This is a genomic window from Blautia sp. ZXY-1-B12 (assembly GCF_056339915.1).
In genome coordinates this window covers 20,209-33,414 of sequence record NZ_JBWJVP010000145.1, presented here as the reverse complement: position 1 = coordinate 33,414, position 13,206 = coordinate 20,209, and the positions used below count along the sequence as shown (strand labels likewise).

The following is a 13,206-nucleotide window of genomic DNA, read 5'->3' as shown; positions in this document are numbered from 1 at the left end:
TGTGAAAGGCATGGTTGCAATCCGTGATACTGTTCGTGAATTGATCGCCATGCAGATGGAGGAATTTGTAGCAGACGAAGAAATCCAGAAACAGCAGGAGAAACTGAATCAGGTATATGATACCTACACAGCAAAGTATGGAGTCATTGGAAGTAATGCTAACAAACGTGCATTTTCTGATGACTCTTCTTATTGTCTGCTGTGTTCACTGGAAGACTTGAATGAAGATGGAACGCTGAAACGAAAAGCGGACATGTTTACTAAGCGAACCATTAAAAAGGCGGTCGCTGTGACAAGCGTTGAGACAGCCACAGAAGCACTTGCATTGTCTCTTAACGAAAGGGCAAAGGTAGACCTTCCTTATATGGCAAAGCTGACTGGAAAGACCGAAGAGAAAATCACAGAAGAACTGGTTGGAGTTATCTTTAAGAATCCACTGACAGACCAGTGGGAAAGCGGAGATGAATATCTGTCCGGAAATGTCAGGGATAAATTAAATACTGCGAGAACCTTTGCAGAGAATCGTCCGGAATTTACACCGAATGTCCGTGCATTAGAGGCAGTTCAGCCGAGAAATCTGGAAGCGTCTGAGATTGAGGTGCGTGTTGGAGCTACATGGATTGAGCCTTCGGATTATCAGGCTTTTATGGTGGAACTGCTTCATACCCCGTGGTATCTTGCACAGAAGGAAATACAGGTAAAATACTCTGAGGTCAATGGTGAATGGCGTATTACTGGAAAAAATGCAGATAGTCCAAGGAATGCGTTTGCCTATGCAACGTATGGAACTGAGAGAGCAAATGCCTATAAGATTCTGGAAGATACCCTGAACCTGAAAGATGTCCGCATTTATGATAAGAGTGTCAATGAGAATGGTGATGAAATCCGTGTCCTCAATAAGAAAGAAACCATGCTGGCATCACAGAAGCAGGATGCCATGAAAGCAGCATTTAAGGATTGGATTTTTAAAGATCAGCAGAGGCGTGAAAGACTGGTAAAAGTTTACAATGAACGATTTAACAGTATCCGTCCCCGTGAATATGATGGCAGTCATTTGACTTTCCCAGGAATGAATCCGGAAATAGAGCTTCGCCCGCATCAGAAAAATGCTGTTGCACATCAGCTTTACGGAGAGAATGTGCTTCTGGCTCATGTAGTAGGAGCTGGGAAGACTTACGAGATGGTAGCGGCTGCAATGGAGAGCAAACGTCTGGGATTATCACAGAAGAATTTATTTGTCGTGCCGAATCATCTGACAGAGCAGTGGGGAGCAGAATTCCTGCAGTTATATCCGGGAGCCAATATCCTGGTAGCAACCAAGAAAGATTTTGAACCGGCGAACCGGAAAAAGTTCTGTGCCAGAATCGCTATGGGAAATTACGATGCTATTATTATTGGTCATTCCCAGTTTGAGCGTATACCAATCTCTGATGAGAGGCAGGAAGCTATGCTGCGGAAGCAGATTGATGATCTGGAAATGGCGATTCAGAGTGCAAGGTATGAACAGGATGGCGGACGTTATACCGTCAAACAGATTGAAAAAACCAGAAAGACACTGCAGACAAGGCTGGAAAAGCTGAATCAGAAAGAAAAAAAAGATCAGGTAGTTACGTTTGAAGAACTGGGAGTAGATCACTTGTATGTAGATGAAGCACACAGCTATAAAAATGCGTTTCTCTATACAAAAATGAGGAATGTAGCCGGGATTGCACAGAACGAAGCACAGAAGTCGGCAGATATGTTCAATAAATGTCAGTATCTGGATGAGATTACTGGAGGAAAAGGCATTACTTTTGCCACGGGCACACCAATCAGCAATAGTATGACGGAATTATATGTTATGCAGCGATATCTGCAGAACAGTAAATTACAAAATATGGGACTTGGACTGTTTGATTCCTGGGCTTCCACTTTTGGAGAAGTTGTCACGAGCATCGAACTTGCTCCCGAAGGAACAGGATATCGTGCAAAGTCCAGATTTGCACGGTTTTATAATATCCCGGAACTGATGAATATGTTCAAGGAGATTGCAGATATCAAGACTTCCGATCAGTTAAAGCTTCCTGTGCCGGAAGCAGAATATGAAACAGTGGTGCTGAAACCAACGGAACAGCAGAAAGAAATCGTAGAAAGCCTTGGAGAACGTGCGGAAGTTGTCAGAAATGGCGGAGTAGATGCCGCGGTTGATAATATGCTGAAAATCACCAATGATGGAAGAAAGTTAGCATTGGATCAGCGTTTAGTGAACGAATTATTGCCAGACAATCCGGAAAGCAAGATATCAGTCTGTGCAGAGAAAAGCTATGAAATCTGGAAAGACACAGCAGCACAGAAATCAGCACAATTGATTTTCTGTGATTTGAGTACACCGAAAGGCGATGGCAGTTTTAATGTCTACGACGACCTGAAACGGAAACTGATGGAAAAAGGAGTGCCGGAAAAAGAGATTGCTTTTATTCATGATGCAAATACAGAAGCAAAGAAGACGGAGCTGTTTGGAAAAGTGAAATCCGGACAGGTTCGTTTTTTGATTGGTTCTACAGCAAAGATGGGTGCAGGAACCAATGTGCAGGATCGTCTGATTGCGTTGCATCATCTGGATATTGGCTGGAAACCATCTGACTTGGAACAGAGGGAAGGACGTATTATCCGTCAGGGAAACCATAATAAAAAGGTTCATATCTTCCGGTATGTAACTGAATCCACATTTGACAGCTACATGTGGCAGTTGATTGAGAACAAGCAGAAATTCATTTCTCAGATTATGACCAGCAAAGCACCTGTGCGAAGCTGTGAAGATGTAGACGAAGCGGCACTTTCCTATGCAGAGGTCAAAGCTCTTGCAACCGGAAATCCGGCAGTAAAAGAGAAGATGGCATTGGATGTTGATGTGGCAAAATTAAAACTTTTAAAAGCCAACCACATGAATAACCAGTATCGACTGGAAGATGATATTGCAAGGAATTTTCCACAACAGATTGCAAAACTGACAGAGATCATTGACAGCTACAAGGCAGACATCGCTCATTTTACTGAGTACAAAATCACAGATCCAGAGCAGTTTTCTATGGAAATCAGTGGCAAAGTGTTCACAGAAAAGAAAGAGGCAGGAGCGGCTCTTCTGGCGGTCTGCAAAGAAATTAAGTCTGTGGATGCAGCTATGGATATTGGAAGCTATCAGGGATTTAACATGAGAATCCAATTCGACAGTTGGAGCAAAGAGTTTATCCTGTCTGTAAAGCATGAATCGGTAGCTAAAGTTCGATTGGGAGCCGATGCTCTAGGAAATATCACTCGTATCAATAATCTTTTAGAAAGTTATCCGGAGAAACTGGCAGAAGCAGAACAACGGCTGGAAACGGTACAGGAGCAGATGACAAACGCCAAAGAGGAAGTCGGGAAGCCATTTCCAAAAGAAGAGGAACTGAACCAAAAACTGGAGCGACTGTCAGAGTTAAATGCACTTCTCAATATGGATGAACGGGAAGATACAGAAACAGAGCAGTCGGAATCAAAAGAGAAAGAAGAAAGACCGGCACGAGGTTCTATCCATGAGAAACTGCAGATTTATAAGGAAAAGAGTCAGCGGGAAAGTGAAACTGGCAAGGAAACCAGAAAACGGGACTTCGGTCTGGAATAAAGAGGAAAGATGGCATAATTTGGTAGAAGAAGGTTCTGTCGGTTATGCCATTTTTTAGAACACAGGAGGAATTTATATGGCAAGAAACAGGATAACGGGTAGAGAAACACAGAAAATGCAGGAATACACGCAGGGACAGATCAGTCAGGCAGAGCGTAGAGGCATAGAATTTCCAACAGATGTAAAAGAACAGCTTTTTGAATATGCGAATCTGATCGGTGAGGAAGAGAAAGTTAGGACTCTGGTAAGAAATCTAGCAGATGCAGTGATCCAGGCAGATGAAGAAGGGGTAGAGGATCTACTGGATGATGCAAGAATGGATATTCAGGATCTACCAGATCCAACCATAGGTAAGCTGGAATTACGTGATTATGGATATACAGCAGAAGACATGGTGCCGCTTAGAAAAGAAGCAGCTTTGGATTATCACAGAATGGGTTCTAAGATTTATTGCCTGGGCAGCGATGGCAGCAAGGGAGAGTATGCAAGTAAAGAAATGATACAGGCGCATGAAGGTCTGTTTGGCATGGAATCGCAGATGTGGGAACGGATAGAGGAGAATGACCTGGATTATGCCGATGAAGATTTTGGAGCATTTCAGGAGCCTATGAGTGTCATTGAGCAGGAAGAAGCACTGAAATTATACGATGCCGGAGCAGATATCTATCTGATCACTAATTTTTCATCACCAATGTATGTCACGGAACGCATGGAAATTGAACGAGGACCGGAGCATTATCAGATGTCTATGACAGAACTGGAGCGTTTCCGTAACCTGGAATGGGAAATGCAGAAATATCCGCAGATTCAGTCTTTGAAAGAGGCAAACCTGTTGTTAGGAACAAGGCGAACCTTTGGTATTTATCAGATCAAGGACGATTCACCGGGCGAAAACTATGCATTTATGAATATGCGCTTTATTGAAAGTCATGGTATGCAGATAAAAAAAGAAGATTATAAGCTGGTCTATGTTGGGGAATTATCGGGAAATATGTCACTGGATGATATTTTTGAAAGGTTCAACATTGATAGACCGGAAGATTTCCGTGGGCATTCCCTGTCTGTCAGTGATATCATAGTTCTGAATGACGGGGAAAAAGTAACCGCTCATTTTGTAGACAGTATCAGTTTTGAACAGCTGGATTCTTTCCTGAATCTGGAAGAACAGGTTCTTAGTGAACTGGCATATGAGGTAGGAGAACGTTACTTTGCTATTCAGAGAACAGAAGAAGGATATGATTATTCGTTTTACGATGAAGATTTTCGTCTGATGGATGGTGGCGTCTATGAAAATGATCAAATTTCTATTGAAGAAGCGGCAGAGGAACTTCTGGAAGACGAAGGCTGGACTGGAGAACGCATCCGTGGAGATTATGATCAGTTGATGGAAAAAGTAGAAGAAATGGATGAAGTTGTAATGGCAGAGATTCAGAAAAGCCAGGGCGAATATAAGCCTTTGGCAAAGGTGGAGGAACTGGAAGAGGCGAATTATAACATGATTGATAACGTCCTTAATAATATGCCACCGAAGAAAGAGCCTTATCTGGAATATTTCGCCACAGAATGTGATGAGTTCCATGATATGGGAGCTTATGAAAAAAGTACCGATGTTAATCAGATTGCTGCGGTCTATGAAAAATATAGGGAGAATCCTAAAACTGCGTATCTGGCATGCTCAATGGGAATTATTTATCGTGATCCGGAAGACAGTTACTATGATGAAGCCGAATTTGCGATCGTTAAAGGGAATACCGTATTCGGAAATCTGATGGATGATGTTCGATTTTATGGAGAACTTGCACTGGTACGGGAAGGGATCGAGAAATTTCATGAAGCATTGCCGGACTACAAGTATGTACCGATGAGGGATGTTCGAGAAGCAATGTATCCTGAGAAAATGACCACAGAACAGCTGGCAGAGGCACTGGATGAGATTGCAGAAGCTTTTGATCCGTATGAGTATCGAGATAATGTGGAGAGGGGAGAAAATACGGTGCAGGAAGTAATGCTGGATTTGAGAAGTGGAAATATTCATTCCTATATTTCATATCTGAAGGATATTGTAGACGAAGAATGCGATCTGTCTGTTCGTGCAGGAGTATTGATTGAAAGACTGAAAGCCTATGAACCTGAACTTCCAAAGGATATGGAACCAATGGTGTATGTAAACTATTGTGAAGAAAGTGATCTCATGAATCCAAGATGTCAGAAGCTGTCTGAGCTGGATGCAAAAACAGCAGAAATGGATAAAGAATGGTATGCAAAACGTGATCCGAAGACAGAGGAACCTACAAAAATTGCAAAGATATATGTGACTGTATATTATGCGGAAAAAGGTGAACAGATGCTGCATCATTTTAAGAAGTCAATGGATATTGGAAATGGACATGGCGGTATTGTGAGTCAGTTGAAGTATGATAATGAAATGAAGCTTACAGATGAAGATTGGATCAATTACCAGAAAGGCAAAGGAAGTGAAGAGTTCCAAAAGTATATGGAAGATCTGACAGACATGCAGAATCATGTGCTTCCGTATCTGCAGAGTTTTTGCAATCTGGAGGAAAAAGGTGTGAAGGAGAGACGAGAACAGCAGATAGCAGAAAGATATGAAGGAAGAGCAGATGAGAGGGTAACAAGTACCGAAGCGAATGAAGTTGTTAAGGATGTAGGAAAAACAGATAGAAAACCGGCACAGCAGAAGCAGGCGGTAGATGGAAAAGATAAGAAATTATCCATTCATGAACGGCTTGAGATCAATAAGAGGATTATTCAAGAAAAGCAGGGAAAAGATAAAACGGAGAGAGGAGTTGATTTGGGTGTAAGGACAGTGTAGAATAAGCAGAACGAGTCGGAGGTCATGGATGATAACGTGGCTTCCGGCTTTATTGCGTATTGTCGGAAGAATTATAAATGGTATAATGAATGTAAATGCGATAAAAGAATGTCGCCTGTTATGCGACTTCCAAATGAGAAAAGTGTGTTATTCTGAGATCAAACAAGAGGCTAATAGAGTCAGGAGGGTGACATTATGAGTAAAAAAGGATATAGCAGACCAGGATTCTTTGGATCCATAAACCATTATGATGCAAACGGAAAAAAGTAGGCGAGAGCAGACCAGGATTCTTTGGTGGTATGAACGACTATGATGCAAATGGAAAGAAAATCGGACATAGTTCGCCTTCCTTTTTTGGTGGTATGAATCATTATGACAATAACGGGCATAAAGTAGGTGAGAGTCGACCAGGATTCTTTGGCGGTTTAAACCATTATGATGACAAGGGGCATAAGCGGGGGCATAGCAATCCAGGATTTTTAGGTGGATTCAATCATTACGGTTAAAACTGCACAGAGAGCAGCACAAGCGGCAAGGGCTGCGGCAAAAGCCGCCGTGGTTACGGTAAAGGCGATTGCCAAAGCGACCGCACTTGCCATTAAAGCGATTATTGCCGGAACGAAAGCCTTGATTGCCGCTATCGCCGCAGGCGGCTGGGTGGCGGTTTTGGTTATTATCGTGATTTGCCTGATTGGTATGATCCTCGGCTCAGTATTTGGCATTTTCTTCTCAGACGAAGATTCCGGCACTGGAATGAGTATGCAGACCGTTGTGCAGGAAATCAATACCGAATACGATACCAAGCTGCAAGAGGAAAAGAACTCGGTATCCTATGATGTTCTTGAAATGAGTGGCAGCAGAGCCGTTTGGAAAGAGGTGCTTGCCGTTTACTCTGTAAAAACGAATACGGATCAAGATAACCCCCAAGAGGTTGCCACAATGGACGATGGCAAAAAGCAACTCTTAAAAGACATCTTTTGGGAGATGAATCAAATATCTTCCCGAACAGAGAGCAAGACCGAAACAGTTATTACCGAAACCGATGACGGACACGGTAATATCGTGGAAACTGAAAGCACGGTCACACAAACCTATCTGTATATTACCGTCAGCCACAAGACTGCCGAGGAAATGGCGGCGCAATATGGTTTTAACGAAGAACAGAAAGGCTACCTCGCTGAACTGCTTGCGGATGAAAACAATTCCCTTTGGTCACAGGTGCTTTACGGCATTACAGGCGGCGACGGACAGATCGTGACCGTTGCACTCTCTCAGGTTGGCAATGTGGGCGGTCAGCCGTATTGGTCGTGGTACGGTTTTAACTCCCGTGTAGAATGGTGTGCTTGCTTTGTATCTTGGTGTGCCAACGAGTGCGGCTATATCGATGCTGGAGTTATCCCCAAATATGCAGGCTGTGTCAACGGAGTACAATGGTTTAAGGATCGTGGACAATGGCTGGATGGCAGCGCCGAGCCTGCCCCCGGAATGATTATTTTCTTCGATTGGGCAGACGAAAGTGGTCAGGATGGATTATCCGACCATACGGGTATTGTTTAAAAGGTCGAAAACGGCAAGGTTTATACGGTCGAGGGCAACTCCGGCGACAGTTGCCGAGTCAATGAGTATTCTATCGGTTATTACGAGATTCTTGGCTACGGCGCACCTGCCTATTAAAATACACAAGCCGCCTGCATTTTGCAGGCGGTTGGATTACATCAGAAAGATATTGCGCCGGTTTGAAAACTAAAAGTTTCAAAATACAGACTTAATAATTGCAATTTCACTCTCAAAGTGCCATAATACAAACTATATTTGGGTGGAGGTGCGGAAATGAAAGTACGGTACAACAAACTTTGGAAACTTCTGATTGACAAGGAAATGAAAAAGAGTCAATTACGAGAAGCGGTCGGGGCAAGCAAAAGTACATTTGCGAAACTCGGAAAAAATGAAAATGTTACCCTTCCCGTGCTGTTGAATATATGTGAATACTTAGAGTGTGATTTTGGCGACATAATGGAAGCCGTACCCGAAAATGAGGTGTAGGATCAATGAACAAGAAGATTTTAATTGTGGATGACGAAAAAGAAATCGTTGATCTGCTTGAAGTGTATTTGAGTAACGATGGTTATTCAGTATATAAATGTTATAATGGGTTAGAGGCGATGAAATGTATCAAACAGTCGCAGATTGATTTAGCGATACTTGATATTATGCTGCCGGATATTGATGGTTTTCGACTTTGCCAAAAAATTCGGGAAAAGTTTTACTTCCCTATTATTATGCTTACCGCCAAAATTGAGGATAGCGACAAGATTATGGGGCTTACGATTGGTGCGGATGATTATATAACGAAACCGTTTAATCCTTTAGAGGTTGTGGCAAGAGTAAAGACGCAATTAAGGCGTTATCAGAGCTATAACAGTCCTAATTTGAGCCAATCCGAAGAAAAAGACGAGTATGACATCAGAGGTCTACTGATAAACAGAGTCAGCCACAAGTGCTACTTGTATGGCAAAGAAATAGCCTTGACTCCGTTGGAGTTTTCTATTCTGTGGTATCTGTGCGAACATCAGGGTAAAGTTGTCGCCTCGGAGGAATTATTTGAAGCCGTGTGGAAAGAAAAGTATCTTCGCAACAGTAACAATACGGTAATGGCGCACATTGGGCGGCTTCGGGAAAAATTGAATGAACCTTCAAAAAATCCGAAGTTCATTAAAACTGTTTGGGGGGTAGGGTATGAAATTGAATAAAAAAGAAAAAAACTATCTGCTCTCTACCTTGTTCAAAGGGTATGTAATTCAATGTGCGATTTGTTCTGTGCTTATTTTTGGCGGTACTTTTCTTTTAGGAATTATGGCAGAGGAAATTCTCCGCAAGTATGTTTTGTATTATTACTTGTATTACAGAACAGTATATCTTTATATAGTGGCTGTAATCGTGTGGGGTGGCTGTATTATATACTTGACATACCTACTTTTGAAAAAAGTAGTCGCCTATGTGTACGAGGTACAGGCTGCGACAGGAAAAATGTTCGATCAGAATGTCAGTTACATTGAAATGTCCCCGGAGTTGAGTGAAATCGCCGCTAACATCAATCAGTTAAAACAAGAGGCTGAAAGTAATGCAAGGCTTGCAAAAGAAAATGAGCAGCGAAAAAATGACCTGATTATGTATCTTGCACACGATTTGAAAACACCGCTTTCTTCTGTAATCGGGTATCTTACTTTACTGCGTGATGAGTCGCAAATCTCAAAGGAACTTCGAGAAAAGTACCTTTCAATCACTCTTGGTAAGGCAGAACGGTTAGAGGATCTGATTAACGAGTTTTTCGAGATAACACGATTCAATATATACGATATTACATTACAATACACGAAAATCAATTTAACTCGCCTGCTGGAGCAACTTGTATATGAATTTAAGCCTATGCTCAAATCAAAGAATTTGCAATGTAATCTTTGTGTTGATGATGATATAATGCTTCGATGTGACGCAGACAAAATTCAGCGTGTTTTTGATAACCTTTTGAGAAATGCGGTTATCTACAGTTTTGAAAATACGGATATCACGATCAGCGCACAATGTCAGGAAGATACGGTCAGCATTATTTTTTGTAACCACGGCGATACTCTGCCGGAAGAAAAGTTAAACAGGATTTTCGAGCAGTTTTATCGGCTTGACGCAGCGAGAAGTACAAGCAGTGGAGGAGCTGGATTAGGTTTGGCGATTGCAAAGCAGATTGTTGAACTACACAATGGTACAATCGTTGCAGAGAGCCAAGAGGATCAAAACAAGTTTTCAATTACTTTGCCGTTGGCGTAGGAAAATTGTAAGAATTTGCATAGAAAAAAAGAGGAATACCTTACGAGCAATCAAGAAAATACGGGCTTCTGTTTTGGTACAATAAAAGTATCAAGATAGAGGCTCGTATTTTTTGTGATACAGCATAAGGAGGAATGATGAAGTTGCTAAGAAAACAAATGCTGCTATGTTCTATTTTGTTTCTTGTATTTACGCTATCTGCCTGCTCTGCAATTGGGCAGACAGACGAAAACAATCTTACAGATAGCGCAACATCCGCAGAAAAAACGGTATCAGTTGTACGAGGGACAATTACTCCAACCGTTTCAACGCAAACGACTATTGTTCCGGCAGTACCGTTTATTATTTCCTCACCCGAAAATGGCATATTTAATACAGCGGTAGAATTAGAAGAAAAAATCACTGCCGGGCAAATTATTGGAACTGTGAACGGCAAAGAATTGAAATCTCCGGTGGATGGTACAATTACCTCTATTGCCCCATCCAATGAAAGCGTACCGAGTAATTATCCCGTAGCGATAGTGCATTATACAGGATTTGCCCTCAATGTAGAGGCAGATAATTTTTTGAGTACCTTACCGGAGTATGCAGAGTTGAAAGCAAAATTTCAAGTATATGATGGTGTAGGACCAACCGATATGATTGCCGTGGTGTCGCCTGCCGCAGATGAAAATGCGTTTACGGGAATCGTGCCGCAAGAGGGCATTCTGCAATGCTTGATCAGTCAAACAGTCGATGTGAAATCGGGGCAAAGTGCAACGGTAGTCATAACGGCGACAACGAGAAATGATGTCCTTATATTGCCGCTGTCGGTAATAGCGGGTAGACAAGGGACGGGATTGGTTACTGTAATTACTCCGAATGGAGAAAGAGTGGAAACAAAAGTGACATTGGGTGTGACAGACGGAGCCAATATAGAAATACTGTCCGGCTTAGAGGAGGGCGATGTAGTTTCTGCTACTCCGCCAAACCTTGATCCGAGGGGGATTTGATAAAATGAAAGGAATTTCCGAAAAGACTTTAATCAAAATAAAGGATTTGAAAGCAAGCGTCAAATTGAATAATGGCGATATGCTGACAACAGTAACCAACGCTAATATGGAATTGCAACGAGGGCGCAGTTATGCCATTGTCGGAAAGTCCGGCTCAGGCAAAACAAGCCTTATATCCATTATTGGCTTGTTAAATCGGGAATATGAGGGCGAGTACCTTTATGATGGTATATCTATTTCTGCTTTGAAAGACCGTGATCTGTCTATACTGCGAGCCAATAATATCGGATTTGTATTTCAGAACTACTCTCTGATTAAGCACTTGCGGGTATGGGAAAATATCGAATTACCCCTACTCTATGCCAAAAAGTCGTTTACCGCCAAACAGCGTCACGAGATAATTACAGGCTTGCTAAAAAGTGTCGGCTTAGAAAGCAAGGAAAATGATTACCCAATCAATTTGTCCGGCGGTGAACAACAAAGAGTTGCAATCGCAAGGGCGCTTGCAGTATCTCCGGAAGCCATTTTATGTGATGAGCCTACGGGAGCGTTGGATAAAAAGACGGGAACGCAGATTATGGAACTGTTGCACAGCGTCGTAAAAGAAAATGGAATTATGCTGCTGTTGGTTACGCACGATCCTGATATTGCAGATACCTGTGATACGATTTTTGAAATGGATGGAGGGAGGATAACTTGTGCTAAAAATGATACTTAAAGACCTTCGTCTGTCTCCACTTAGAAGTATTCTGACAAGTGTTTCAATGCTTGTAGGCATTATCGCAATGCTTGGATCGGTATTAGTTGGTACGCTTGGACGGGAGTATTTGATTTCCGTAAACGCACAGGTATATGGCTGGTCACCTACTTACTCATTCGTGATAACGGAATCCGATTTTCACGATAGAAATAAAATGGAACAATTATTCCAGAGATTTGAAGCCATTGATGATGTAGCCGCTGTTACTTTTTCTATGGGAGAAGATATTCGATTTGCACCAATGAAAGATTTAACGCCAATACCGCCGAATGATGTTTACCAAAACCTGATGGCTTTTGATTTAGTTTGCACCACGGAGGCATATAGTCAAGTCTATAATCTTCCAATGACATCCGGTAGATGGTTAGAGCCTTCGAGTGAGGGCGGCTCGCTTGAAGTGGTCATAAACAAAGAAGCTAAAAACTATTTTAATGATTCGCCCTATGCTGCAGGAAATGTAAAAAGCACACTTTCGTTAACCCCATTCAATATTGTCGGAGTAGTAAACGATGGCAGGGATTTTCCGACTATCTATGCGGATTCTGCGGCGATCCTCAATTTCGCACCAGCAATGTGGCAAGTACAAAATGCAAATGTGTATTGGCATCCCACAACAGGACTGACAATCGAACAGATACATTCTGCCCTTGGCGACATTTTGACTGATACCATTGGCGGTTACTGGGAAAGTGCTGGGCGGAGTGATATTGGAGATACCTATGATTCGGTATTGTCCATACTGCAATTAGGGCTTTTGGTTACTTCGCTTTTGTTGCTGTTTGTTTCCGTATTAGGGCAGATCAATATCGGACTATCTTCATTGGAACAGCGCACACATGAGTTGCTGATCCGCAGAGCGATAGGTGCTTCACGAACAAATATTGTGGCATTGGTTTTAGGCTCACAGTTGATTTTATCAATATTCGTTTGCCTTGCAGCTATTTTGATTTCGCTGATTTTGGTGCATTGTATTGGAGCGTTGCTCCCTGTGGATTCCCCGGTGGGAACACCGAGTTATCCAATCAGCGTTGCTGTTGTTGCAGTTGCTGTGTCTGTGCTTACAGCATTATTGGGCGGATTATTACCAGCATTGAAAGCAGCAAAATTAGAGCCTGCATTGGCTCTTAGATAATAAAACTCAATTCAAGGAGGAAACAAA

The 13,206-nt window shown here is 42.3% G+C and carries 9 protein-coding genes and 1 pseudogene; all 10 read left to right on the top strand.

The features are described 5' to 3' along the window. The coding region (locus AC075L_RS07765; RefSeq protein ID WP_476387486.1) for a DEAD/DEAH box helicase family protein at window positions 1-3,640 on the top strand (3,640 nt) is incomplete at its 5' end. Window positions 3,641-3,716: 76 nt separating this feature from the next. Further along, a complete protein-coding gene (locus AC075L_RS07760; protein WP_476387485.1) occupies window positions 3,717-6,473 on the top strand; it encodes a YodL domain-containing protein in 2,757 nt (918 codons plus the stop codon). 299 nt (window positions 6,474-6,772) lie between these two features. Beyond that, entirely contained in the window at window positions 6,773-6,979 is a 207-nt protein-coding gene (locus AC075L_RS07755; protein ID WP_012744284.1) for a hypothetical protein, read from the top strand. A gap of 730 nt (window positions 6,980-7,709) precedes the next feature. Next, window positions 7,710-8,147: pseudogene (locus AC075L_RS07750) on the top strand (CHAP domain-containing protein); the annotation flags it as partial. A 156-nt stretch (window positions 8,148-8,303) separates the two neighbouring features. Further along, complete coding sequence (locus tag AC075L_RS07745; protein ID WP_118409353.1) at window positions 8,304-8,516, top strand: helix-turn-helix domain-containing protein; 213 nt, start codon at window positions 8,304-8,306, stop codon at window positions 8,514-8,516. 5 nt (window positions 8,517-8,521) lie between these two features. Continuing rightward, a complete protein-coding gene (vanR, locus tag AC075L_RS07740) occupies window positions 8,522-9,223 on the top strand; it encodes a VanR-ABDEGLN family response regulator transcription factor (RefSeq protein ID WP_004853366.1) in 702 nt (233 codons plus the stop codon). Next, on the top strand, window positions 9,210-10,295 hold the full coding sequence (locus AC075L_RS07735) for a sensor histidine kinase (protein ID WP_025580549.1): 1,086 nt from the start codon (window positions 9,210-9,212) through the stop codon (window positions 10,293-10,295). Before vanR ends, AC075L_RS07735 begins: the two co-directional genes overlap by 14 nt. A 134-nt stretch (window positions 10,296-10,429) precedes the next feature. Continuing rightward, window positions 10,430-11,287 carry a hypothetical protein gene (locus AC075L_RS07730; protein WP_025580548.1) on the top strand — a complete coding sequence of 286 codons (858 nt, stop codon included), beginning with the start codon at window positions 10,430-10,432 and terminating at the stop codon, window positions 11,285-11,287. Window positions 11,288-11,291: 4 nt separating this feature from the next. Continuing rightward, window positions 11,292-12,005 carry an ABC transporter ATP-binding protein gene (locus AC075L_RS07725; protein WP_004853372.1) on the top strand — a complete coding sequence of 238 codons (714 nt, stop codon included), beginning with the start codon at window positions 11,292-11,294 and terminating at the stop codon, window positions 12,003-12,005. Continuing rightward, window positions 11,995-13,179: an ABC transporter permease gene (locus AC075L_RS07720; RefSeq protein ID WP_012744282.1), complete on the top strand. Its 1,185-nt coding sequence runs from the start codon at window positions 11,995-11,997 to the stop codon at window positions 13,177-13,179. Before AC075L_RS07725 ends, AC075L_RS07720 begins: the two co-directional genes overlap by 11 nt. Window positions 13,180-13,206 lie beyond the last annotated feature (27 nt).